Consider the following 25,428-nt stretch of genomic DNA (forward strand, 5'->3'; position numbering starts at 1 on the left):
ACCCCCCGAGCGACAATGTCCCATGTTGCGTCACGAAGCGACCGTAGCCACTCCGGGGAGTGCCGTCTGGCGTGCACGGTGACGTAGTGGGGGCCGTTGAGCCTGGATCCGCTGCTCGGTTGAGCGCACGCCCGTATCCTGGCGCCAGGAACACATGCCCGCACACTCGGGCTTGGCCCCTCGATCAGGGACCGACGCGCAAGACAGCGTCCTTGCTCCCCGCCACTGCGGGGCTTCCCAGCCCTCGGCCCGTCGCCCGTACGCACAGGCGACGGGCCGAGGTCTCTCCGACCACTGGCTAGGGATGCGTTAACTCGATGAGGGACCGGCGAAGGCTGGCGGTTCTGAACATAAAGATGGGAAAAGCCTGCGGCAGCACCAGTTGGCCCCCTACGCTCGCCCAAGAGGTGACCGAGCCGGCCGCGATCCTTGCCCGGAAGCAGCCGGCTCAGCCTGGTTTCCTCTGCCATGTATCCACATGAGGAGGCGCGTAGATGTTATCGAAACCGTTAGGCCATAGGCACAGCGGCGTCGGCATGCCTGGAGCGATGGAGGTGCTGCTGGCGCTCATCGCTGCCGCAGGCAGTGCGCCCTCAGCCATCGACCTTTGGGTCCGGGGTACGGCACTGGTTGTGGTGATCTGGGTAGTTGTGGTCCAGGTGGCGCGACCTGGTCGTCCGTGGCCGACGTGGCGCGGATTGAATGCTCGCCGCCGGCGGCTGTGCATCCGGAGCGCGTGACGCTTAGCCGCCCGATATGCGGGCCGGGGATCCCTTCTGCGATTGCCGGCCCGCGCTCGCGGCGGGCGTCTACGCCGCGTGTAGATCGCCGCGGGGTGATCAACTGACTCCCTGAGTTGGTCCTCGCTCGATCGAGATCCGTGAACACCTGCCGGATTTTCGGACGGACCTCACAGACAGGGATTCGCTATGTTCAATACTGCAATGACGCCTGATCAACCAGACCCGGCTCAAGCCTTCAGAGAGTTATCCTTGCCCGCGAGAAAAGCCTGGGGCAAACATGATCGGAACACAGACGCCTGGCTCCCGCTGTGGCGGCACATGGCGGACAGCGCGGCGGTCGCAGGCAAGCTATGGGACGAGTGGCTACCAAGCAACGTCAAGCATCTGCTAGCCGAAGCCCTGCCTGGTGGCGCTGACGACGCCCGCCGACTCGTAGTCTGGCTCGCGGCTGGTCATGACATCGGCAAGGCCACGGTCGCCTTTTCTTGCCAGGTGGATTCGCTTGCCGAGAATATGCGGGACGCAGGTCTGAAGATGCCATACGAGGGGCAGCTCAGGGCAGAAAGGAAACGTGCTCCACACGGCCTAGCCGGGCAAATACTTCTCCAGGAATGGCTGGCCGATCGGTACGGGTGGTCTGGTCGCATTTCCGGACAGTTCGCGGTAGTGGCCGGTGGCCACCACGGCGTGCCCCCAGCACATCAGGACATCCATGATGTCGATCTCCATCCGGAATTGCTGCGGACTCCCGGAGCGAGCGAAAGCACCTGGCGCGCCGTGCAGTTTGAGCTGTTGGATGCCTGCGCTCGGGGGGCTGGCGTTGAAGACAGGCTTGGTGTCTGGAAGTCGGTCAAGCTGCCTCAGCCCGTACAGGTGGTATTGACTGCTGTGGTGATCCTTTCTGACTGGATCGCCAGCTCAACTGAACTGTTTCCATACGAAGCGGCCTCCTCGTCAGACAAAAGGAAGCAAGAGAGTAGCTCGCGCTTGGAAGCGGCCTGGCGGGGCCTTGACCTGCCGGGCCCTTGGGCACCTGATGAGCCGCAGGGGACGGCTGCTGAGCTGTTCGCCTCTCGGTTCGATCTCCCGCCGGGGGCGGGGATCCGATCAGTTCAGGAAGAGGCAGTGCGGATGGCTCGGGAGATGGCGGCTTCGGGGCTGCTGATCATCGAGGCGCCCATGGGCGAGGGGAAGACGGAGGCAGCCCTGGCCGCCGCGGAGGTGCTCGCCGCGCGGACGGGGGCGGGGGGGTGCCTCGTGGCACTGCCGACCCGCGCCACCGGTGATGCGATGTTCTCCCGGCTCTTGACCTGGCTTGATCACTTGCCGAGCGCTGAGGGGCGTTCCGTCTTCCTCGCCCACGCAAAGGCTGCCCTCAACGACGAGTGGTCAGGTCTCGTGCGGGCCGGAAGTCGCCCGATTGCGGCGATTGATCTCGACGGAGGGCAGTCCGTTCCGTCTCCCGGTTCGACAACTCGTCGAAGCCCCTGCAGTCTTCAGGCCCACCAGTGGCTGCGCGGTCGCAAGAAAGGGCTGCTGGCTTCCTTCACCGTCGGCACGATCGACCAGGTCCTGTTCGGAGGGCTCAAAAGCCGGCACCTCGCGCTCCGGCACCTGGCGTTGGCAGGGAAGGTCGTCATTATCGACGAAGTCCACGCATACGACGCCTATATGAGTACCTATCTCGAGCGTGTTCTGGAGTGGCTTGCGGCCTACAAGGTTCCCGTCATCCTGCTCTCCGCTACATTGCCCGCGGCTCGCCGACATGCCCTTACCGAAGCCTACGCCGGTACAGGTGCCGGAGCCGGGATGGAGCTCCGGGCGGACTCGTACCCTCTCCTCACTGCGGTAGCTCCTGGCAGAGAGCCTCTGACCGCGCAGCCTCCGGCCGCATCCGGCCGAGGTACGGACATCGTCCTTGAGCCGCTGGACGACGACCTGTTGTCGCTGACGGACCGGCTCGAAAGGGAGCTGGCCGGCGGGGGCTGCGCCCTGGTCGTTCGCAATACGGTGGACCGGGTTCTGGAAACAGCGGAGCGGCTGCGGGAGAGATTCGGGGCGGACAGGGTTACCGTGGCCCACTCCCGATTCGTTGCCGCCGACCGCGCATCCAAGGACAGGGACCTGCGGGAACGGTTCGGGCCGGAAGGCGCGCGGCCCACCGGCCCTCATGTGGTGGTCGCGAGCCAAGTCGTTGAGCAGTCGCTCGATATCGACTTCGATCTCCTGGTCACAGATCTAGCTCCCGTCGACCTGATGCTACAGCGAATGGGGCGACTCCACCGCCACCCTCGCCACCGTCCCGCCCAACTGTGCAGCGCCCGTTGCCTCGTGACGGGCGTCGACTGGCGCAGCGACCCACCCGAGCCAATACGTGGTTCGCTCGGGGTGTACGAGGGGCACTACACACTGCTGCGTGCGTTGGCCGTGCTTCGTCCGTATCTCGAAGGGGCGCCGCTGAGCTTGCCGGCGGACATCAGCCCCCTTGTTCAAGGCGCGTACGGGGATGCGCCAGTCGGACCGGAGCACTGGGCGGAGGCCCTGGACGAGGCTCACAAGAAGTACCGGGCCAAGCTCGCTGACAAGCAGGCACGGGCCGAAGCCTTCCGCCTCGGTCCGGTCCGCAGGGCAGGACGGGCGGTCATCGGCTGGGTCGACGCAGGTATAGGTGACGCCGATGAAACCCGCGGTGGCCAGGCACAGGTGCGGGACAGCGAGGAAAGCGTCGAAGTGCTTGTTGTCCAACGCCGCAGGGACGGCATGCTCACCACTCTCCCAGGGCTGGACCGTGGGCGGGGCGGTCTGGAGCTCCCCGAGCACGCTGTGCCGCCGCGTGGGGCCGCTGAGGCGGTGGCCGCGAGCGCACTCTCCCTGCCATGGCATTTCTCCAAGCCGTGGGTCATTGACCGGACCATTGCCGAACTGGAGAAGTTCCAGGTGGGCGCCTGGCAAGCGAAGGAATGCCCTTGGTTGGCAGGGGAGTTGATTCTGGTTCTCGATGAGGATTGTCAGACCCGTCTGTCAGGCTTCGACCTCCGATACAGCCGCGCTGACGGATTGCTTGTGACACCCGCCGGTGCACGCGACACAAGAGTGGTGGACCTCGTGCCCTCGTTCGATCTGGTCTCCCGGCCATGGCTGCCCGTCCAGCTTCTCGACGGGACGACGACCCAGTTGTCCTTGCGGGACGCCTTCGCTCGGGCATCCGACATCCGCCGCCTGATCGGCGACGTCCCCACGCAGGAATTCGCCCTGCTCAGACTGATGTTGGCTCTCCTGCACGATGCGGTGGACGGGCCCGAGGACCTGGATGCATGGGAAGAGTTGTGGGAGGCCGAGGACTCTTTCGCCGCCGTACCCGGCTACCTCGACCGGCATCGGGATCGATTCGACCTTCTCCATCCCCAGCAGCCGTTCTTCCAAGTCGCCGGCCTTCGGACGGAGAAGGACGAGGTGGCCTCACTCAACCGCATCGTCGCCGACGTCCCGAACGGGGATGCCTTCTTCTCCATGCGCCAACCCCGAGTCGAATCACTGACCTTCGCAGAGGCGGCCCGTTGGCTGGTCCACGCTCAGGGATTCGACCCCTCCGGAATCAAGTCCGGACTGGTGGGCGACCCTCGCGTCAAAGGCGGCAAGGGCTACCCCCAGGGCGTGGCATGGGCGGGCAACCTCGGCGGCGTCTTCGCCCAGGGCAAGAACCTGCGCGAGACACTGCTGCTCAACCTCATCCCCGCGGACAACGACTTCCTCCAGACGGAGAAGGACGACCTGCCCGCCTGGCGCCGGGAAGCCCCCAGCGCGGCCCCCTGGGACCCGGACCCGGACACTCCCCGCCCCTCCGGACCCCGCGACCTCTACACCTGGCAGTCGCGGCGCCTGCGCCTGCACTGCACCAAGGACGCCGTGACTGGCGTCGTCCTCGGCTACGGTGACCCGCTCCCCCCACAGAACATGCACCATCGCGAGCCTATGACCGGCTGGCGACGCAGCGCCCCCCAGGAGAAGAAGCTCGGCCGCCCGGTCGTTTACATGCCGCGTGAGCACGACCCCAGCCGCGCAGCGTGGCGCGGGCTGGCAAGCCTGCTCTTCGCACAGCCCGGCCGCCGTGACCTTGGGGTGCAGCGTCAGGACGCTGCTGCAGGACTTGTCCCAGGAGTGGTCCAGTGGCTGGCACGGCTCGCCACCGAGGAGGTCCTCGACCGCCGCAGCCTCATCCGGACCAGAGTCGTCGGAGCGAAGTACGGTACCCAGCAGTCCGTGGTCGAAGAGATGGTCGACGACGGTGTCACCCTCTCCGTCGTCCTGCTGCACGGGGAGCGCCCGGACTACGGCAAGACGGCCATCGACGCGGTCGACGACGCGGATGCCGCCGTGAAAGCGTTGGGTCACCTCGCCCGCAACCTGGCACTGGCCGCCGGCTCCGATCCGGGGTCCGTGACGGAGACCGCTCTCGACATGGGATTCGGTTCACTGGACGGTCCCTACCGACGGTGGCTGCGGGACCTGGGCAAGAGCCCCGATCCACGCCTGGCCCGGGCCGAATGGCAGCACGAGGCGCACCGGATCGTCGGCGAACTCGGGCGCAGCCTGCTCGACTCCGCAGGTCCCGCGACGTGGGAGGGCCGTCTCGTCGAGACCCGCGAAGGCGGCACCCGCTGGATTGACGACTCCCAGGCCGAGTTGTGGTTCCGGCGCCGTCTGAACACGGTTCTGCCCGGCGCCTCATCCCGGGCAGACGGCACCCCGCAGGACCGCGTCACGCAGACGGCGGCTACCGGTGACAGCCCTACTCCCACGGACGAATCCCTGTGCGGCCCCACCAGCGATGACACCACGGAATGGATCACATGACCACGAACGACATGCTCACGTCACCTTCTCAGCCTCATGCGTGGCGCAAGCGCGGTCCGGTTGGCGCCGCCGCCGACCGCCACATCCGGAAGCTGCAGCGCGGCTATCGCATGGACCACCCGGTTGCGGTAGGTGCCCTGGCTCGCCTGCGGCGGGGCGTCGGCCGACCAGCACTCGACCTGGCGGACCTCTGGGGCCTGACCGGCTCGGAAGAGCTCCTCAACCCGCCGGACGAAGCACCCGACCAACAGCATCAATTCATCGACCACGATCGCGCGGAGCTCGCTCTGCACGTTGCTGTGACCCTGTGGGCACTGCACCAACAGTCCCACCACGAGGCAGATATGCATGTCGCTGACCACGGCCTGGGCCGGGCAGTCCGCGAGCTGATGCGCCGCAAGGCCGCCGCACCGGGCGACTCTGCTTCGACCGGGGAAGCCAGTGCCTCGTCGGGCAACGACGAAATCGATGAGCCCCTGCGCAAGCGATTCGTGCGAGTGAGCACCGCCCACACCGTCGACATTCTTGCCGCACGACTGCGCGAGGTCGTCCTCCTACTGCGCGCCGGTGGAACGCCCCTCGACTACGGCCTGCTGGCTGATCAGCTCTACGCATGGCAGCGGCCTTCCAATCGAGCCCAGGTACACCGGGCCTGGGGGCGGGACTTCCACCTCGCCGCGTCAGCTTCCAAGCGACGAGAGCCGGCCCCAGGCGGCCAGGGCAGCGTGCCCGGTCAGCGCGAACCATCCGATCCGTACCAGCCCTACGGCCCCCTCACCCCTGGGGACTGACGTTCACCGGCTTTCGGCTCTGCACCTCTGCGACGTAGCCACCACATCACCAGCGATAAGGACCTGATTCCCGTGCCTCGGACCATCCTCGACATTCACATCCTCCAGACCGTTCCGCCGAGCAACCTCAACCGCGACGACACCGGCTCTCCGAAGACCGCCGTCTACGGCGGTGTGCGACGGGCCCGGGTTTCCAGCCAGGCGTGGAAGCGCGCCACACGAGCTGCATTCCACTCGCTGCTCGATCCGTCGGAGCTGGGTGTCCGGACCAAGAAGGTCGCCGAGGCGGTGGCCGATCGGCTTTCCGCGCTGGAACCGGAGCTGCCGAAGTCGGCAGCATTGGAGTTGGCCGCCGAGACTCTACGAACGGCGACCGGATCCAAGATTGAGGTTCCGGCGCGAAAGGCAAAGGACGGCGAGGGAAAGCCTGCCCCCGAGTCCTCGTACCTGATGTTTCTGAGCGGGCGCCAGCTCAACGGCCTGGCAGAGCTGGCGATCGAGGGCAGCAAGGGCACGGACGACGTCAAACTGCTGAAAGACTTCCTCAAGGCCAAGGAGAACAAGGCACGCGCCCGTCAGCTGGTCGACAGCAAGCACTCCGTGGACATCGCCTTGTTCGGTCGTATGGTCGCAGACGCCGCTGACCTCAACGTCGACGCGGCCACACAGGTAGCGCATGCGCTCAGCGTCCACACCATCGACATCGAGTCGGACTACTACACCGCCGTCGATGACAAGAACTCCGACTCGGAGTCCGGCGCAGGCATGATCGGCACCGTCGACTTCAACTCCGCAACTCTCTACCGTTACGCGGCGCTCGACGTGAACACTCTGCACCACAACCTCGGCACGGGCCTGCAAGAGGACAAGCCGACCACCGCACCGACCCGACGAGCCGTCGAAGCCTTTCTCGAAGGGTTCGTTACCTCCCTGCCCACCGGCAAGATCAACAGCTTCGGCAACCACACCCTCCCCGCCGTCGTCATGGTCAAGCTCCGCACCAAGCGCCCTATCAGCTTCGTCTCCTCCTTCGAGAGGCCAGTGCCCCAAGGCGACACAGGCGGCTTTCTTCACGCGAGCTGTGCTCGCCTGGCAAAAGAAGTACCCGACCTGGAAAAGGCATACGGCGTCGCGGACAGCGAAAAAACCTGGATCATGCGCGTCGGCGAGGACACCGAGCCGCTCGCCGGCCTCGGCTCGACGGTGACCCTCGACGAGCTCATCAAGGCCGCCGCAACAGCCGCCATCGTTCGACTGGAGCCGAGTGCATGAGCGTGCTGCTCCTGCGGCTGGCGGGCCCCCTCCAGGCGTGGGGATCTGCTGCTCGCTTCCCCCGCCGCACCACGGAGAATGCGCCGACCAAGAGCGGTGTCATCGGCCTTCTTGCCGGAGCTCAGGGTCGCAGCCGCGAGGCCGACCTATCGGACCTCTCCTCGCTTCGGTTCGGGGTGCGCATCGACCAGCCCGGCACCCGGCTGCGCGACTTTCAGACCGCACATCACGCAGGTTCAGGCAAGGCCATGCCCTTGTCGGAGCGTTTCTACCTGGCAGACGCCGTCTTCGTAGCCGGCGTGGAAGGCGATGCTGGACTCGTCGAGGAGTTGCACGCCGCCGTGCGGGAGCCGACCTTCCTGCCCTATCTGGGCCGCCGTTCCTGCCCCCCGGCACGGCCGATCGATCTGGGTATTCGCGCCAATACCGACCTGAAGAGCGCCCTTTTGCAGACCAATTGGCAGGCATCCGATTGGCACCAGAGACGCGCACGAGCCGCAGCCATGACTGCGGCCTCCCGATCGACCCAAGCCCGGCCCCCCACCATCCGGCTCGACCTGCTGATCGACTGCGCTCCCGACGAGGACCCCGACATTACCCAGCGCGACCAACCGGTCAGCTTCGACCCCCGCCACCGCCGCTACGGGCTGCGTGACGTCACATCGCTCGCCGTGCACCTCCCGGTAGCACAAGCCCCCGAGCCTCCGCATCACGACCCCATCGCCGCACTGAGGAATGCCTGATGTACCTGACCCGCTTCCGTGTCAACACTGCGCGCCGCGAGGCCCGGCAGCTCCTCGGTTCGCCACACCGTATGCACGGAGCGGTGAACATGTCCTTTCCACAGTCACCGTCCAGCGATGGCACCGGGCCACGGTTGCTGTGGCGTGTCGATCACAACTCCCGTGCCGAATGCTTCCTGTTCCTCGTCAGCCCCGACCGCCCAGATCTGACACATCTCGTCGAGCAAGCCGGGTGGCCGGCAGCCGACCAGCCAGGTTGGCAATCGCACGAGTACGGAAGCTTCCTGAACGCGCTCAGCGAAGGCGACACGTGGGCATTCCGGCTCACCGCCAACCCTGTGCACAGTATCCGCCTCAAAGAAGGGCAGCCCACCAAGCGCACCGCGCACCGCACCCCTCTCCATCAGGCCAAGTGGCTGCTGAGCAGACAGAAGGGTGCTGGCTTCGAGGTCGTGGAGAAGCCTGTGGAACGCAGGCTTCTGGAGCACGGAGACGACTACGAACTCACCGTCCGCGACCCGCAAGACCTGCAATTCGCCAAAGCCATGAACGAGGGCGGCCGGCGGATGAACGTGAGCCTGACCAGGGCCACCTACGACGGACAAATTCGCGTGACTGACGCCGCCGCTCTGCGCCGGACTCTCACGCATGGCCTGGGCAAGGCCAAGGCATACGGCTGCGGCCTGATGACACTCGCACCGGTGCGGTGATCCATGACCACCGTCAGCCGACGGGGCGTCTCTTCGCCCCATGAACTCGCGCGCATCGGTGACCGGCTCTCCTTCATCTACCTGGAGCGGTGCACCGTGCATCGCGACGCCAACGCGATCACGGCCGAAGATGCGGAGGGCGTCACGCACATCCCGTCCGCCACCATCGGCACTCTTTTGCTCGGTCCGGGTACCCGCGTCACCCATCAGGCCATGGCCGTCCTCGGCGAGTCCGGAGCAGGAGTGGTGTGGGTCGGTGAGCAGGGAGTGCGCTTCTACGCAGGAGGTCGCGCCCTGACCCGCTCCTCCGCACTGGTCGAGGCCCAGGCCACCGCATGGGCCAACCGGCGTACCCGACTGGACGTCGCCCGCGCCATGTATCGGCTTCGGTTCCCGGACGAAGACCCGGCAGGGCGCACCCGGCAGGAACTCCTGAGCATGGAAGGCCGACGCCTCAAGGACTGCTACCGACGCGAATCCGCACGCACCGGCGTTCCATGGCGCCGCCGCGAGTACCACCGTGACGACTTCTCGGCCGGGGACGCACCGAACCAAGGGGTCACTGCAGCAGCCCAGTGCATGTACGGAATCGCCCATGCCGTCGTCGCGGCACTCGGATGCTCACCCGGCCTGGGTTTCGTTCACTCCGGTCACGAACGCTCCTTCGTCCTAGACGTAGCCGACCTCTACAAAACGGAGATCGCCATCCCAGCCGCGTTCGACGCGGCGGCCGAAGGACCTGAGGACATCGCCGCCCGCACCCGACGCGCGCTTCGCGACCGCATCAACAAGACCCGACTCCTTGACAGGTGTGTCCGCGACATTAAGAACCTGCTCGGGCACGGCAACGACCGGGACACAACAGACAGCTCTCCTTCTCAGGACATCGTCACCCTCCAGTCCGACCACGACACCCATGTCGGCGGAGGCCGCAATTACGACGACGAGATCGTCTGGTGACCATCATCATCCTCACCAATTGCCCAGCCGGCCTGCGCGGCTTCCTCACCCGCTGGCTCCTGGAAATCTCTCCAGGTGTCTTCCTCGGTGCCCCATCAGCTCGCGTACGACAAGCCCTGTGGGCAGAAGTCCGCCAGTACGCAGGCCAAGGGCGCGCCCTAATCGCCTATCAGACCAACAGCGAACAGGGCTACACCTTCGAAACCCATGACCACGCATGGCACCCCAACGACCACGAGGGCCTGACCTTGATCCACCGCCCCAACCCCCAGGCTCAGCGTAAGGACAGGAAGCCAACTGACGGTCCTCGTCACGGCTGGAGCAAGGCGTCCAAGCGCAGAAGATACGGCAGCCGATGAGCCTAGAGGACCACGAGTCGCCCCTTGGCGGAGCAACAAGGATCTGTTGCTGCCTCGCTGGACTTGGGCCCACCCACCAGAAGGCCGAAATGCCCGAATCGATGAAGGTAAACAAAATCACGTCTCTCTCCGCCTGAACCCGCAGGTCGCGGGCTGTGGTCCCCGCGCATGCGGGGTTGGTCCCTGGAGTCCGCTACGCCCGATTTGGGCGAGAAGGTGGTCCCCGCGCATGCGGGGTTGGTCCCGGGGGTGTGGGCTACGCGGCGGCCACCGTGTTGTGGTCCCCGCGCATGCGGGGTTGGTCCCATATTGAAGATCGTCGAATGCCCTGAGAACCAGTGGTCCCCGCGCATGCGGGGTTGGTCCCGGTCGTGCCGATCGACCCGAAGATGGTCAGCAGTGGTCCCCGCGCATGCGGGGTTGGTCCCTAAAAACAGGTCGATATTCGCTGAGAAAGGGTGTGGTCCCCGCGCATGCGGGGTTGGTCCCAGTGCCGAGCCCCAGATGCGGCCGACGCCGTAGTGGTCCCCGCGCATGCGGGGTTGGTCCCGACCACACCGCGGCGACCGGCCACATGAGGGCGTGGTCCCCGCGCATGCGGGGTTGGTCCCCCCATGGCCATACCCAGGAGTCCGGCAGACGTGTGGTCCCCGCGCATGCGGGGTTGGTCCCTTCGAGCCGACCTCGTACTCACCAGCGTGGATGTGGTCCCCGCGCATGCGGGGTTGGTCCCGTCGACATGTTCCTGCTCGACAAGGGCCTCTAGTGGTCCCCGCGCATGCGGGGTTGGTCCCAACAAGGGCGGGGCCAAGAAGACCACGTTGACGTGGTCCCCGCGCATGCGGGGTTGGTCCCTGCTCAGCCCCCGCCACCGGCGCCAGCTCCAGGTGGTTCCCGCGCATGCGGGGTTGGTCCCGACCGGGACAGTGTCCCTTTCCCCCACCGGTCGTGGTCCCCGCGCATGCGGGGTTGGTCCCGACAGCGGGTACGCCACCCGCACCGCCGCCACGTGGTCCCCGCGCATGCGGGGTTGGTCCCTGCCTTTCCAGCCGCTCCACCTCGGCCGCTTCGTGGTCCCCGCGCATGCGGGGTTGGTCCCGCGGGCCTTCATCGCCGCATTGGGGGCGGGGTGTGGTCCCCGCGCATGCGGGGTTGGTCCCGGCAACCTCGGCGGCATCTCGGTCCTCGACGTGTGGTCCCCGCGCATGCGGGGTTGGTCCCTACCCGACATCGGCTAGCACCGGAAACTTGGTGTGGTCCCCGCGCATGCGGGGTTGGTCCCGTCTACGGCAAAAACGCAGACTGGGTCACCTTGTGGTCCCCGCGCATGCGGGGTTGGTCCCTACCCACCGGAGAGGTTCAGTACCCAGCGCTTGTGGTCCCCGCGCATGCGGGGTTGGTCCCTGCGCCGGGCCGCCGCCGCATCCGGCCACCGCGTGGTCCCCGCGCATGCGGGGTTGGTCCCCGCTCCTGACGCAGCTCCCCTTTCCCGAGAAGGTGGTCCCCGCGCATGCGGGGTTGGTCCCGACCGCCGCACCGGGGCGCACACCTTGCGGCCGTGGTCCCCGCGCATGCGGGGTTGGTCCCGTCCACCTCGGCCGAAATCTTCGCGGCTTTGAGTGGTCCCCGCGCATGCGGGGTTGGTCCCGGCGTGATCGGCGGCGGAGGGGCGGCCGCGGGGTGGTCCCCGCGCATGCGGGGTTGGTCCCCGGGACAAGGCCGGTGGCCTGGGGATCGGCTTGTGGTCCCCGCGCATGCGGGGTTGGTCCCTACGTGCAGCGTCGCCCCGGCGAGCTGATCGAGTGGTCCCCGCGCATGCGGGGTTGGTCCCGACGAGATGCGGCAGGCCGCCTGATGAAGGTCGTGGTCCCCGCGCATGCGGGGTTGGTCCCAGCCGCAAGAAGGCCCTCCAGGAGAACGCGGAGTGGTCCCCGCGCATGCGGGGTTGGTCCCGCGGCCCTCCGACAGTCCGGAAAGGCCGCCTGGTGGTCCCCGCGCATGCGGGGTTGGTCCCGTCACTCACGCTGAGGCGGAACGGGCGCTGGCGTGGTCCCCGCGCATGCGGGGTTGGTCCCCCCTTCTGGGCGCGGGCCAGGTCGGACATGAAGTGGTCCCCGCGCATGCGGGGTTGGTCCCTGCCGCCGGCCGGCTGGCTACGTCGCCACCGTGTGGTCCCCGCGCATGCGGGGTTGGTCCCAGCATCGCTGCGATCGCTGACCATTGCGGTCGGTGGTCCCCGCGCATGCGGGGTTGGTCCCTGTTCGGCGCCCCCAGCCCCACCTGATCTTTTGTGGTCCCCGCGCATGCGGGGTTGGTCCCGGCTCGCATTCGTCGGGGCCGGCGTGGTCCCCGCGCATGCGGGGTTGGTCCCTTCGCCGCACTGCGCGGACAGCTCAGGGTCTCGTGGTCCCCGCGCATGCGGGGTTGGTCCCTCCTCGGCCACGGCCCGCACCACCCTCCCAGCGTGGTCCCCGCGCATGCGGGGTTGGTCCCGTCCATGTCGATGACGCTGTGCACCTCCGCGGGTGGTCCCCGCGCATGCGGGGTTGGTCCCCAGTACGACGAGGCCCGTGAGGTAGCCGGGACGTGGTCCCCGCGCATGCGGGGTTGGTCCCGGCACCGAGCGCGACGGAGAATAGGAGCCAGAGTGGTCCCCGCGCATGCGGGGTTGGTCCCGCCGCCGGATTCGTCGACACTCTCCTCAACGGGTGGTCCCCGCGCATGCGGGGTTGGTCCCATCGAGGTCATCCGGCATCAGTTCGACACCCTGTGGTCCCCGCGCATGCGGGGTTGGTCCCTAGCCGATCCTCTCTGGCTGGCGGACCCTCCGGTGGTCCCCGCGCATGTGGGGTTGGTCCCCCACGAAGGTGAGACCGTCCGCATCGCCGCTGGTGGTCCCCGCGCATGCGGGGTTGGTCCCTCGAGCTGGGTCAGCTCGCGGTCCTCGCGCAGGTGGTCCCCGCGCATGCGGGGTTGGTCCCTACTGCAACATGGTCCGCGCGCTGATGATCCAGTGGTCCCCGCGCATGCGGGGTTGGTCCCGACGCGGCCCTGGGCACGCAGCTCCTGGACATGTGGTCCCCGCGCATGCGGGGTTGGTCCCCAACCGGCTGCGGGCCCCCGCCAAGGGGCTCTGTGGTCCCCGCGCATGCGGGGTTGGTCCCATCCGGGAGGCCGTGCCCATGACCTGGTGGTCGTGGTCCCCGCGCATGCGGGGTTGGTCCCTGCGCCACCTCGGGGCCCTCATCGTCGTCGGGTGGTCCCCGCGCATGCGGGGTTGGTCCCTCCTAGGGCGGCGTGTTCCGGTCGTTGTGATGGTGGTCCCCGCGCATGCGGGGTTGGTCCCGCAGACGCTAAGTCGCGCCCACCTCTTCCCTGGTGGTCCCCGCGCATGCGGGGTTGGTCCCACCTGGGCTGGGAGGGCCGCCACCACCGCGTCGTGGTCCCCGCGCATGCGGGGTTGGTCCCACCTGGGCTGGGAGGGCCGCCACCACCGCGTCGTGGTCCCCGCGCATGCGGGGTTGGTCCCCTGGAGCGGGACGGCGTCCCGCCCGGAAGCCAGTGGTCCCCGCGCATGGCGGGGTTGGTCCCAAGCGCAAGGGCTACGTGTACCTGGTCTCCGCGTGGTCCCCGCGCATGCGGGGTTGGTCCCTCTCGGCGCTCATGGGGCGTCCCCTCTGCCCTGTGGTCCCCGCGCATGCGGGTTGGTCCCTCCATTCCACCCACCGGAATATGGAGGAATCGGTGGTCCCCGCGCATGCGGGGTTGGTCCCTCGACAGGATCGTTCATGAGCACGGGATCAAGGTGGTCCCCGCGCATGCGGGGTTGGTCCCACCCGCGCCCCGGCGGTCTGTCAGGACGAGGTGTGGTCCCCGCGCATGCGGGGTTGGTCCCAGCGCCGCCCAGACCGCCAGGTCCCAGAACGCGTGGTCCCCGCGCATGCGGGGTTGGTCCCGTCGTTGACGGCCGTCCACGCGGGGTTCCACGGTGGTCCCCGCGCATGCGGGGTTGGTCCCCCTCGTACCTTTGCACTCATCGGGGTACGAACGTGGTCCCCGCGCATGCGGGGTTGGTCCCGTCACGCCGGCGTGGGCTGGGTCTGGTACACGTGGTCCCCGCGCATGCGGGGTTGGTCCCACGGCCAGGACAGCACCGGTCAGGCGGGCGAAGTGGTCCCCGCGCATGCGGGGTTGGTCCCGGGTCCGCTCGGCCGTCGGGGTTCGGGGTGCCGTGGTCCCCGCGCATGCGGGGTTGGCCCCGACCCTCAGGCCGGAGATGGTGCCGAGTACGAGTGGTCCCCGCGCATGCGGGGTTGGCCCCTGATTGCGGATGAAGGTGACGGACGGACAGCCGTGGTCCCCGCGCATGCGGGGTTGGTCCCCACACGATGCCCGTCCTTCTCCAGATTTGCCCCTGTCTCATGAGACATCGTTGGGCTCAGCCCGCTGGGCGCCAAACGATGGGCGGCCCGAGGCGATGCGGCGTAGGGTGATCACAGGGTGCCGTGCTGGGGGAGCACGTGCAAGGAGTTCCTGGCCAGGTAGGGGGCGCTTTGACTTTCTTGACGGATGCTGAGCTGTGCTTGGGGCTCTCCCGGCATCTTTCGGCCTATCAGATGAGCCCAGAGCGGGCGGCCCTCGAACAGCTTGAGTTCGCTGGCTGGACTCTGGACATGGCCTTCCGGCTCCAGGGAAGCACCAGCAGTAGCGCTCGTCGAGTGCAAGCGATTGGGTTTGACGTTGGCGTAGGGAATCGCAATCTCAACGCTGTGCTCGTCACGATGGAGAGCCTTGGGTGGGTTTCCGTCGAGAGGGACGACAATGGAGTGGCGGTTTCGATCACAGAGCGGATTCCCACTCGTGGTGATCTCGTTCTGGCTGCTCCGGTGTTGCTGCAGACGGTCATGGCTACTGCAGTGGAACGTGCCGCACTGGCGCTCCTTCGTGCAACGGCACTGCAGCCGCTTCTCGTACACGCCGCTTTGCAGATGGCGGCGACGGCCGAAGGGGTTGGTGGCAGCGCGGAGAGTGCGGAGGCGGCTTTGCGGCACCTCACTCACACCGGTCTAATCCGCCGCGTGGTCGCCGCTGATGGCCGCGAGGTTCTGTATAACCCCAACATCTGGGTTCAGGGCGACTCGATCGCCCAGGCCGCGCTTCGAGCCACGGACGCTAGGGGGACGTCGGAAGTCACCGCGCTGCTTGAGGAGCTGGCGGAGAATCCCGGCATGCCTGAAGAGCGCGTCACGTCGACTGAGCGTAGATGGATTGACTTTGCTGTATCGCAGAACCTTGTACAGCGGTCAGTGGTGCAGACATCCGATGGCGGGGTGGAGCGAGGATTCCTCTTCACTCCCCATCTTGGGCGCGACCCGTTCGGCGGAAGCGTGGCCGACGTATCCGGTCATGTCCGTCAGCTGGTTGGCTCCATGGTCTACGCCGCCACGTATGCCCAGTTCAAGCTTCATTCGCCCGACGTCTTTCTGCGTTCGTTGATCAACCGCGGTATCGCCGGCAACGTCTCGTCTATCGGCACTGACTACCCGATGCTGGAGAAGGCCGGCGTGGTGAAGGTCGTCGATGGAATGACGCCTGGAAAGTATAGCCTTCAGCTCCTGCAGCCTGATGTTGCTAGGGACGCACTCAAGATGCTCGATACCCGTGAAGGGACAGAGGGCGAGAGTTCTGACATTGCAGCACTGCGTGCTCAGCGCTCCTACGTTCATGTGGACAAAGAACGTGCTCGCCTGGCGCTGACGGCGGGTATCGATGAAGTAGAGCAGGCCAGGCTCATCGCAGCCCTTAGAGAGGTCCCAGTGAAGCGCATGTTTGGTGGGCAGCCGTGACCGATGACGGCTCACCCGAGCGTGCACCGTCCAAGTCGGTGAGTGGTAGCCAGGCGAGAGGGGGCGACGGACGCCGCCGCTCAGCCCGCGCTTCAAGCAGGCGAACCGAAGCTGGAACGCGGCCTTCGGAGACTCCGGGGGGGCAGCTGGAGAGGCGCGTGGCGCGGCTGGAATTCGCTGAAGGCGCTCACGCGCGCCTCCGTGTTCCAGTGCCGGCAGAAGATGCGGATAGCGGCCGCGATGTACTCACAGACATCGACATTCTTTCGCTCGATGTCGATTCGCGGCTGCGCATTTCGCGCTCAAGCCTTGAATGCAAGAGCGGAAAGGGGCAGAGCGGCGAACCCGACACCATTCTCTGGCTCGCCGGTTTTAGGGAACTGCTGAACCTGGATCGAGTGACCCTGGTTCGTCAGGTCGTAAGTCCGCGCGGTCAAAGTCTTGCACGCAAGCTGCAGATTGTTGTGATGGACGAAGCCATGGTTGCCAGGCGCGAGAAAGCCCACGCCTGGCTCCCGGAGAGGTTTGCGCATCTCGACGGACCTGCTTGTAGTAATGCTGAGTCGAGGACCACGACTCAACTTAAAGGGCTTCCTGGGATTCCCAGTGGCCTCGCGCGCTTCTTGCGAGGAGATGCGCTTCTAGCTGATTCGGCTAGCCTGGTTGGTGCCGTTCAGGCTTTCGGTGCTGCTGTTGAAAAGCAAGGGGTTCTTCCCGAACCAGCGGCACTCGTGCTTGCCGGACACAGTTTGATGGCAGTACTTCTGGCAGGAATCCAAGATGCAGGACGTCTGGACGCTGTGCCGCGGAATATGCTTCGCACTCGCCTGGAGAGCGCGCTGACTGTCGGTGACTCCGACGATGTCTATGTGCTGCCAATGCTGGAGAAGGCAGACGCGCTTTTCCGCTTCGTTCAAGATAGAACCCACAAAGCTTATGTCGAAGCGGGTGCCGAACCAATTCGTGTCGAAGTTCCCTCGTTGAGGGATGCCATTGCTTCGCCCCCTCAGTATATCGACTACTATCTGGACTTCGTTGAGCGCCTTCGCGAGAATCCCCAAGTGGCCAGTGGGCTTGTGCAGACGGCAGAGCTGACTTGCTTCGATGCCCTTTTGGGTGATGGAGCCTGGAAGGCTGAATCCTTCGCCCATCTATTCACCACGGAGCATAAGGGGCTTCTCTTGGTGGGGCTGAAGTGCCTGGAGAATATTGCGGGTCGACAGGTCGCTTCTTCGCTCCGTGGGATTCATGACTTGCCATTTCGAGGGTCGGCTGGGAAGGTTCCGGACCGGCGGGAGTCATCCGATCAGCCAACCCTGTTCGATGCATCAGGCGGCACTGGATCAAGCGACAATCGCTAGCCGAGCAGCCATCGCGGCTGGTCTCGTGAGCGACTGAACGGGACCGCGGCGGGGGGAGCTAAGACCCTGTTCGCGGAGTGCTGCGTTCTCGGCGAACAGTGCCGCGATGACGGTGGCCGCGACACCAACCTCGCCCTGGAGTCGTTGTCGCTCGTGCCGGCTGTCTCTCAGCTGGCGGCGGAGCCGGGCGATCTCAGCGGCTTGGGCCTGGTCGTGCTGGCTTGCCGTGCTCTGGCTGACCTGGTCGTCCCAGTCGGCGAGCACTGCGGTCGCGCGGTGCCCGCATCGTCTTCGCGTCCTTGCGCTCCAGAGCAGGCGACCGGAACCACGACGACACCGGCTCCACCGGCCGCATCGCATCATCCCGCAGAATCGGCGTGCCCGTAGGCTCCAGACGTCGCTCGAACAGAGCTGACAGTTCTGCATGCTCAACCCAGCGACCTGGCCGACCTTCCGCTGGTCGGTGAAGAACAGCTGCACGGGACCCCACAGGTATGCGTCAGCACTCCGGCAACGTGAAGTCTCGCGGTGGGGATCAGAGATGTGTCGGGAGACGCCGTGGTACCACTCGGATGAGGCAACTTCAGGTGTTTGGAGAACCGTCGAACTTCGGCTCGTAGGGTGGTCCCCGCGCATGCGGGGTTGGTCCCTTGCAGCTCGGCACGTGACCAGTGCTCAACGCGTAGTCCCCGCGCATGCGGGGTTGGTCCCAACCGGAACATCACTGCCGAGAACGGCAGCTTGTGGTCCCCGCGCCATGCGGGGTTGGTCCCTGGGCGACCGTCTCCGGATCGTGCTTGAAGGAGTGGTCCCCGCGCATGCGGGGTTGGTCCCCAGACCGGTCGGGCCGACAAGCGGCTCGGGCAGTGGTCCCCGCGCATGCGGGGTTGGTCCCGACGGGCCGCCGATGGGGGGTGCGCTCCAACGGTGGTCCCCGCGCACGCGGGGTTGGTCCCGTCTGGGGATCGCTCGCGAACTGCTGGCTGTCGTGGTCCCCGCGCATGCGGGGTTGGTCCTCCATCAGCGTGGGCCCGGCGTAGTGGTCGGGTGGTCCCCACGAATGTGGGGTCGGTCCCGACACGCCCTCCGCCGGCAGCGGCAAGGCCCTCCTTTTGGGATCGTCCGAACCCGGCAAGGCGCCCGCTCTGCGCATCGCCCGAGCGAGGATCACCGGGTCCTCAACCTCCAGTACGCAGAGATGTCACCCGGCCCATCTGGCCTCCTGCCATATCCAGCACTGCTTGGGGATGGACGGAACGTAGACGCGCCAGTTCAACCTCAGCGGGTTTCCCGCACTGTCGGCCACCTCCCATCGCGTCGACGGCGCACTCCGGCTCACAAACTGCCGGATAGCGGGGATCGTTCGGCTGAGCGACGCCGAGATCTCCAGCGGGACCTTCCTGGAAAGCGCGCATTTCAGGTCTGGTGACGGATGGGCGCTCCAAGTCAATCGCGCGTCGGTGGGCGCCGATGTATAGGCACCCGGCCTCGTGGCGCTGGGTGGGATCCACCTCGGCGCGGCACATGTCGAAGGGGCTGTCGATCTAGAAGACCCAGGTCACGCGGTCACTCCTTCGACGCCGCGCGGCTCACCTTCGGAACCGCCCTCAACGCTGGTGGCCATGCCAGGTCAGACTTACTGGCGCCCAGGTCGCAGGCTGGATCTCCTTCACAGAAGCCAGCTCAGCAACCCGCCTTGACACTGATCCAAATACCAACGAACAGTTACGCGAGCGCTCCTCAGGTCGGCGCATCTCCCCAGTTAATGATCCTCCCAAGGACGACAGCCGCTTAGCATGCACCCTGCCAGAAGTGGCGACACATGCACATGCAGCGACCCCCTCTGCACCGCCTCTGATCTGCATAGATGCCGCCCAACCTCCTACATCCGCAACGACGTCCCAAACCCGGTGCCAGTGGAAGCCGAAGAGGGGCCGTTTCCGACGCCTAGCGGGTTGCCATGCCCGTGCAGTTCAGCTCGCCGCAGGCCGCGCTGCTACTGGCCAGTCACCGACGATCCGATGAAGGCGCCTTCCGGGGCAGCGCCGACAACCCTGCCCCAACGTTCAGGAAGTGACGCCAAGATCCGGACCACGCACGGACCAACGCTCTGCCGACGGCAGTTGCCAATTCAGCAGGTCAGTAACAATGGGAGCTCTGTACTACCAGCAGACGAAGGATCTGCTTGTGCCGCACTCGGCGAAGCCCGGCCTCCGTTGACTGCATAGCCAGCAGCAGCATGCTGGTAACCGCTGACCTCGTCCCCGCTGGCTGATGCGGTGAGTAACAAAGACCAGGCTGCGAGAGGCGCCCCTCACCCAACTCAGGACCACGTCTGCCGCCCATGCCCCCCGCCTGGGGAGAATCTGGGGAGTTTGACCGCCACTGGGGAGCTCGTGGGGAGAATCAGCTGCATAGAGCTGACGCACGCCGAAAGCCTCTGAAAGATCCGTTCATGCAGGTCAGGGCGCAGTTCAGGAAGTAATTGCAGGTCAGGGCCACGGGGGTGAGGACTTCAAGGAGTTCTCCCCGCCGATGCGGGGGTGTTCTGGTGCTCCCTATGTCGCGGGTCGGGTGAGCGTGCTGGACTGCCCGCTGATCGGGGCCCTGGGCCACGCCCCGTGCGGGGCCATCGCGGCTGCCTGCGCCGCCGCCTACGGGGGCAGGGCACCCTCTGGTTGGGCCGTGGCGTCGACGAGCGGGGGATCCCAAGCGTGCTGATGGTCGCGCTGCCGGCCGCGAGGAGCCGAAGAGATCCTCCACGAGCACACCCGGCACACCATAGACCTGCTGCTGGATCGCTCCTGTGTCCTGGCCGAGCGGATCGCCGTCGGCCGCCTCGCGGTCGCGGGTCTTTCCTCCCGGCTGGCCGATGGCAGTGCGCAGCTGGTCGCCTCCCATGGCCTGAGCAGGGCTGGACTCGCGCGGTGAAACCCGCTGCCCGCCCGGTGTCCAGCGTTCCTGGCGGCCAGGGGCGGGCGTGGGGCGAGGTCCCGCGGCACAGCGGAGTCGATTGACGATCGCGAGTCCCAGTCCCTCCTCCGTCGGCAAGAACGCGATGATGAGGTCGCAGGGAGGCGCTTTGCCAGGCCGAGGATAGTCTCGCCGCACGCGCGAAGCGCAGCGCCTTTGTGCTGCCTGGTCGGCATGCGAGGGGGAAGATGGCGAGGGTGTATGCGGCCGCCGGCATGGCGGTCCCGCGAGCGTCAAGCGCTCGTCCCGGTGAGGACGTTCGGCCCTAAGCCCCTTCGCGGGGCTCGATGCCAGACCGGACCAAGTTGAACACTTCTCGGGCAGCATAGCGTTTGAGGCAGCGGATGATCTCGCGCCGGGACTTGCCCTCCACAGTGCGCCGCTCGTAGTAGTTGCGGGTACGTGCATCGAACCGGAGCCGGGTCTGCACGATCCGATACAGGGCGGCATTGGCTCTTCGATCGCCCCCTCGGTTGAGCCGGTGGTGACGCTGTCGACCGGAGGAGTGCTCGACAGGACTGACCCCGCAAAGCGCCGCGAACGACGCCTCACTGGACAGGCGTTCTGGGTTGTCCCCCATCGTGATCAGCAAGGTGGCGGCACTATCCGGGCCGATCCCCACCGGGACAAGCAGCTGCGGAAAGTGCCGCTGCACCAGCCCAGTCAGGTGTCGCTCCAGGTCACGAATCTGCCTGGTCAGCTGATCGATCCGCTGGGCCAACACGCACAGGGCGATGTGGGTGGCCTGCCCGACGGCATCTTTCACGCCGACGTCATCCTCACGATCGTCGAACTGCGCGCAAGTCCTGACCAAGGCCGGATTCTTCAGGCCGGCCAGCTGCTCGCGCAGGTCCGGATCGGCGGTGACCATGACCGCCTTGAGCTGATTGATTGCCTGTGTGCGGGCCTTGACAGCGGAGTCCTTGGCCAGTTTGAACAGACGGGCGCACTGCACCGGCCCATCCCCAGCCTTGGCCTGGGAGCAAGCGCGGCCACTCAGCACCGCCCAGGCCGCCTCCTGCGCGTCCACCACGTCCGACTTACCCCGCCGTCGACGAACCGAGCGATCAGCCCAGCTGACCTCGAACACCTCGACCCGGCGAGCCAGCAAATAGCGGGAGAGGGCAGCTCCGTAGCTTCCGGACCCGTCCACCCCGGCCCTGTGCACCGTACCCAGCCGGCTGACCCACCCCCAGAGTTCGCGATAGCCCACCGCCGTGGCGGGAAAGGACGCGGTGCCCATAACCACGCCTAACGAGGAGAGTGCAACGGCCACATGAACATCTCGGTGAGTATCCACTCCAAGGATGACCTCGGCCGCAGCAGGAGGCCCGTGTCCAGGATTTGGGACATTCATTGCGGCGCACCTCCTGTTCCGGGAGCCTGCAGGCCCACGCCACCGGGCCGTTGAGGCGGTCAGCAGTGAGACAGTGCCCTTTCACAGCACGTTCATCCATGGGACACGCCTCAACAGCCCGGCAGCAGCACATCCCGCACTGGTGATCGACCGAGGGCCGTCCGGACACCCGGGTCCGATTTCTCACGAGCCAGAACCCAGCGCGCGGATACCTCAACCGGTATACCCAGGTCTCGCGGCTTGCGATCACTCGGAGCGCAATGCTCTTTCAAGGCGTGGTGATCTGGTACGGCGGCGCATCTCCACGAAGGCGAAGGCGGGTCGATTCATCGCGCGGCCGTCGAGTTGGGGTTGAGGGGTTCTTCACACAAGGGGCAGATAGGCGCCTGCTGGTTCGAAGCGAGGCAACATAGCGCGGGATTGCCGGTTAGCCAAACCGGCGATCCTGCGGATCATTGATAGTCCACCGCCACTTGACCGCACAACGAAAAGCATCGCCGAGAGGTCTATCAATGCAACTTGCCTCACGTCACGCAGCCCTTCGTAGCCCGCCTACCCCTATGGAACAGTCTCGTGCACTCCCGATCCCATGAGTCTCAAATCTGCATTCCCAAATCGACCGGGCCGCGAAGACAGCACAGCATCGCTTCTTCCCAGGGATCCCAGGAATGAGGTCCACCTTGCATTGGGTTGGCCAACGTCAACCGCAGCATCCGATAAGAGCCCAACTCGGGGCAGCTTCAAACCGTACCGACCATGCGTAAGCAGCACTATTCCTGCAGCGGAGAGTCCCAAAATGCACGAACAGCCCAACGAGGTTCAGGGCGCCCGGTATAGCCCTACGAGCATCCGCGCCACCTGGGACGGAACGGGAAGCGTGGAGGACGCTTCCAGAGCGTTGGGGTTCTCGCGGGCAAAGGGGTACGACCTGGCTCGTCGCTTGGAGTTCCCATGCCGTGTGCTGCGTATCGGCCGTCGCACACGTGTCGTCACCGCATCCCTCCTCCGCGTCCTCGAAAGCGGGGAGCCGGAGTACCAGTGCCCGAGCTGACACTGCCGCCGCCCTAGCCCGCCACGCGTAGAAGCCCCGCCGGAGCACTCCGGCGGGGCTTCTCGTCTCACGTGCTCTCACACGCGTCTCACAGACTGTGTGGACGCCCCCGGACTCAGGGGCTCCGACATGGCCTTGGGCGCCACTCCCTGCTTCGGCTGGACGCCCCAGGGCACAGGTTACGACCTGTGCCATGTGGTACCAAGCGAGGCACCCAGTACGAGTACGGGTGCGTCGTCGGGGCCGTCAATCCGGTGCTGCAGGGTCTTCTCGCTCACCCGCCCACGCTACCGACTCTCTGACGCGATCCTGACACCCGGGTCAGGAAGAGCCGTCGGAGTGTGGCCGCCGGACGCGCCCGAAGCGGGGTTTGCGCAGGTCAGAGCCTCACCATGGGGATAGAGGAGACAACCGGGTGAACCCGGCTCATCATAGCACACCATGATCCGCGGGTACGGATGCGGCGCCTTGCGCGTGAGCGGGACCGGGCGTCCTCCGGCCCGGAAAAGCGGCGTCGCAGGGTGTGCCGAATCTGAACTCACCCCTCCACAGGCTCAGACCTCACGATTTCTCACGCGCTGGGGCCGGAACCGCGAATGCCGGACCGCCGAGCCGGAAGGGGACCGCTGACGGCTCAGGCCGGCCCGAGCGCTCCTCTCGCTCTGCCACGGCCTCCGTTTGGCGGGGATGCGGGGATGCGGGGGGTGCGGGGATGCTGCTGCGCACCTGCTGACAGGCCGGGCCCTCGATGCGTTCTGGCATTGGACGATCCTCCGATCCCTTACCCGGTCGAGCTGTAGGGACTGTCCGTGTGCCGCTGCGCCGAGCATTGCTCTACTGATCCCGCCGTTGCGGCTGTTCTGCACGTCGGAAGGAACCACCATGAGCGAAATCGCCCGCCGCCCCTTGCTCGCGGGATCTGTTGCCCTTTCCTTCGGCCTCATGGGCTGCACGTCCGAGAAAGCCTCGCCCGCCCGCGCGACTGTTTCCGAAACCGATGGCCCGCACCAGGTGAAGGTCTATCTTCTCGGGACCGGAGGGCCGGAGATGACGACCACCCGACAGGGAATGTCGACCCTCATCGAGGCCGACGACCGACGATTCCTCTTCGACGCGGGCCGTGGGGCCACACAGAACATGTACGAGTCCCGGGTCCACCCCAAGGACGTCACCAAGGTCTTTCTGACCCATCTGCACAACGACCATTACGAAGACCTTCCGTCTCTCTGGCTCAACCCGTGGTTCATGTACGGGCGGAAGGAGCGGATCGAGGTCTGGGGCCCGCGGGGGACCGCCGGAATGGTCAGAGGGATGCGGGCGATGTATGAGCACGATGTGGACCATCGTGCGAACGACCTCTTCAAGAAGGAAGACCTGGACATCCGCGTCCACGAGATCGAACCGGGCGTCGTCTACGACAGCGACGGCATCAAGGTGACTGCTTTCACCGTGGAACACCACGACGGAAATCCCGCCTTCGGCTACCGCTTCGACCACGCAGGGAAATCCGTACTTCTGTCGGGCGACACCACCTACGAAGAGAATGTCGTCTCGCACGGTGAACATGTCGATGTGCTGATCCACAATGTGGTGGCGCTCTCGGAGGACATCGCCAAGTCAGGGAAGTTCAAGGCCGTTGAGGCAAAGCTGACCACACCTGAACAGGCGGCCCGGGTGTTCTCCAAGGCGCGCCCCCGGGCAGCGGTCTTCTCTCACATCGTGAAGAAGGGCCTGCACGGAGAGAAGGGCGACAAGGTCATCCTGGAGCGGACCAGGAAAGCGGGATACCGCGGTCCGTTGCACATGGCGGTGGACAGGATGACGATCGAAATCGGCGACAAGGTGACGGTGAAGGGCCCCCTCTCAACCGAGAACCTACCCGACCTGGACGGACCCGATGTCCGGCTCTCCTGACCCCGAACCAGGCCCATTCCGCCGCGCAAGTGGAGACTCCTCAAGGCCGTTCATGTCCGCGGTTCCCGCGCAACGCCCGCGATGACCCCGGGCACGGACGTGCGGACGGATTCCGGTTCGGGCGGGATACCTTCTCGGTCAGGACCGGAACGCCGGTCGGCTGGCGCAGGCGGGCGCGAAGGTCGTCCCGGGAGGTGCCAGGGATTCCACAGCAGGAACTCGAAGCGGCTGTATATGCGGTGGAGCATCTCCCTTGGGACGGCGCGAGCGCAGCCACCGAGCAGCTGGTGGAAAGTCACGGTGATGGCCGGCACCGCGCCTGCCGCCGCTTTCACCTCCTCTGCCGAGAGGCTCGGTGACATGAACTCCGCGGCCTTCGACCCAGACGGAGAAGCACTGGCCTGCAGCTATGCGAGCGGGGAACCGCATGACGACCCGTCGCACATCGGGAGTTGACGCACTCGTCCCACCCGCATGCGGACGAAACGGCCCCT

At 66.3% G+C, this 25,428-nt stretch carries 11 protein-coding genes, 2 pseudogenes and 2 CRISPR repeat arrays; of the genes and pseudogenes, 11 read left to right on the forward strand and 2 right to left on the reverse strand.

The window, feature by feature from the left end; all coding sequences use genetic code 11:
- The first annotated feature begins 929 nt into the window (after window positions 1-929).
- The 10 genes and pseudogenes from casA to QOM21_RS08330 all read left to right on the forward strand — a co-directional run.
- Window positions 930-5,597, forward strand: coding sequence for a type I-E CRISPR-associated protein Cse1/CasA (casA, locus tag QOM21_RS08285; protein ID WP_407549101.1), 4,668 nt, complete (start codon window positions 930-932; stop codon window positions 5,595-5,597).
- Window positions 5,594-6,388 (forward strand): type I-E CRISPR-associated protein Cse2/CasB, encoded by a 795-nt coding sequence (gene casB, locus QOM21_RS08290; RefSeq protein WP_407549102.1) that lies wholly within the window; start codon window positions 5,594-5,596, stop codon window positions 6,386-6,388. The genes casA and casB overlap by 4 nt, the downstream gene beginning before the upstream one ends.
- Before the next feature lie 72 nt (window positions 6,389-6,460).
- The gene (gene cas7e / locus QOM21_RS08295; RefSeq protein WP_407549103.1) at window positions 6,461-7,660 is read left to right on the forward strand and encodes a type I-E CRISPR-associated protein Cas7/Cse4/CasC; all 1,200 of its coding nucleotides are present in this window, start codon (window positions 6,461-6,463) and stop codon (window positions 7,658-7,660) included.
- Window positions 7,657-8,403, forward strand: a complete 747-nt coding sequence (cas5e, locus tag QOM21_RS08300; protein WP_407549104.1) for a type I-E CRISPR-associated protein Cas5/CasD — start codon at window positions 7,657-7,659, stop codon at window positions 8,401-8,403. Before cas7e ends, cas5e begins: the two co-directional genes overlap by 4 nt.
- Window positions 8,403-9,113 (forward strand): type I-E CRISPR-associated protein Cas6/Cse3/CasE, encoded by a 711-nt coding sequence (gene cas6e, locus QOM21_RS08305; protein ID WP_407549105.1) that lies wholly within the window; start codon window positions 8,403-8,405, stop codon window positions 9,111-9,113. The genes cas5e and cas6e overlap by 1 nt, the downstream gene beginning before the upstream one ends.
- 3 nt (window positions 9,114-9,116) lie before the next feature.
- Window positions 9,117-10,073, forward strand: a complete 957-nt coding sequence (cas1e, locus tag QOM21_RS08310; protein ID WP_407549106.1) for a type I-E CRISPR-associated endonuclease Cas1e — start codon at window positions 9,117-9,119, stop codon at window positions 10,071-10,073.
- Entirely contained in the window at window positions 10,070-10,432 is a 363-nt protein-coding gene (gene cas2e / locus QOM21_RS08315; RefSeq protein WP_407549107.1) for a type I-E CRISPR-associated endoribonuclease Cas2e, read from the forward strand. The genes cas1e and cas2e overlap by 4 nt, the downstream gene beginning before the upstream one ends.
- A gap of 155 nt (window positions 10,433-10,587) precedes the next feature.
- A CRISPR array of direct repeats spans window positions 10,588-13,962; the repeat unit is 29 nt; unit sequence GTGGTCCCCGCGCATGCGGGGTTGGTCCC.
- Window positions 13,963-14,055: 93 nt separating this feature from the next.
- Window positions 14,056-14,814: direct repeats of the CRISPR family, unit length 29 nt; unit sequence GTGGTCCCCGCGCATGCGGGGTTGGTCCC.
- Between the two features lie 171 nt (window positions 14,815-14,985).
- The gene (locus QOM21_RS08320) at window positions 14,986-16,278 is read left to right on the forward strand and encodes a hypothetical protein (protein WP_407549108.1); all 1,293 of its coding nucleotides are present in this window, start codon (window positions 14,986-14,988) and stop codon (window positions 16,276-16,278) included.
- Between the two features lie 158 nt (window positions 16,279-16,436).
- Window positions 16,437-17,639: a hypothetical protein gene (locus QOM21_RS08325; protein WP_407549109.1), complete on the forward strand. Its 1,203-nt coding sequence runs from the start codon at window positions 16,437-16,439 to the stop codon at window positions 17,637-17,639.
- A gap of 2,574 nt (window positions 17,640-20,213) precedes the next feature.
- A pseudogene (locus QOM21_RS08330) lies at window positions 20,214-20,570 on the forward strand (carbonic anhydrase); the annotation flags it as partial.
- Window positions 20,571-20,877: 307 nt separating this feature from the next.
- Here QOM21_RS08330 and QOM21_RS08335 read toward each other — a convergent pair.
- Both QOM21_RS08335 and QOM21_RS08340 read right to left on the reverse strand, forming a co-directional pair.
- Complete coding sequence (locus tag QOM21_RS08335; RefSeq protein ID WP_407549110.1) at window positions 20,878-21,969, reverse strand: IS110 family transposase; 1,092 nt, start codon at window positions 21,967-21,969, stop codon at window positions 20,878-20,880.
- A 1,239-nt stretch (window positions 21,970-23,208) separates the two neighbouring features.
- Window positions 23,209-23,298, reverse strand: a pseudogene (locus QOM21_RS08340) (3-oxoadipate enol-lactone hydrolase); the annotation flags it as partial.
- Between the two features lie 604 nt (window positions 23,299-23,902).
- Between QOM21_RS08340 and QOM21_RS08345 the strand changes: the two are divergent.
- Window positions 23,903-24,934 (forward strand): MBL fold metallo-hydrolase, encoded by a 1,032-nt coding sequence (locus QOM21_RS08345; RefSeq protein ID WP_407549111.1) that lies wholly within the window; start codon window positions 23,903-23,905, stop codon window positions 24,932-24,934.
- Window positions 24,935-25,428 lie beyond the last annotated feature (494 nt).

The organism is Streptomyces sp. Pv4-95 (assembly GCF_045782725.1).
Lineage (GTDB): Bacteria > Actinomycetota > Actinomycetes > Streptomycetales > Streptomycetaceae > Streptomyces.

Coding starts and splice junctions, on each gene's coding strand:
- cas6e (WP_407549105.1), top strand. CDS start 8,403: ATGTACCTGACCCGCTTCCGTGTCAACACTGCGCGCCGCGAGGCCCGG.
- QOM21_RS08345 (WP_407549111.1), top strand. CDS start 23,903: ATGAGCGAAATCGCCCGCCGCCCCTTGCTCGCGGGATCTGTTGCCCTT.
- QOM21_RS08335 (WP_407549110.1), bottom strand. CDS start 21,969: ATGAATGTCCCAAATCCTGGACACGGGCCTCCTGCTGCGGCCGAGGTC.
- cas1e (WP_407549106.1), top strand. CDS start 9,117: ATGACCACCGTCAGCCGACGGGGCGTCTCTTCGCCCCATGAACTCGCG.
- cas5e (WP_407549104.1), top strand. CDS start 7,657: ATGAGCGTGCTGCTCCTGCGGCTGGCGGGCCCCCTCCAGGCGTGGGGA.
- casB (WP_407549102.1), top strand. CDS start 5,594: ATGACCACGAACGACATGCTCACGTCACCTTCTCAGCCTCATGCGTGG.
- casA (WP_407549101.1), top strand. CDS start 930: ATGTTCAATACTGCAATGACGCCTGATCAACCAGACCCGGCTCAAGCC.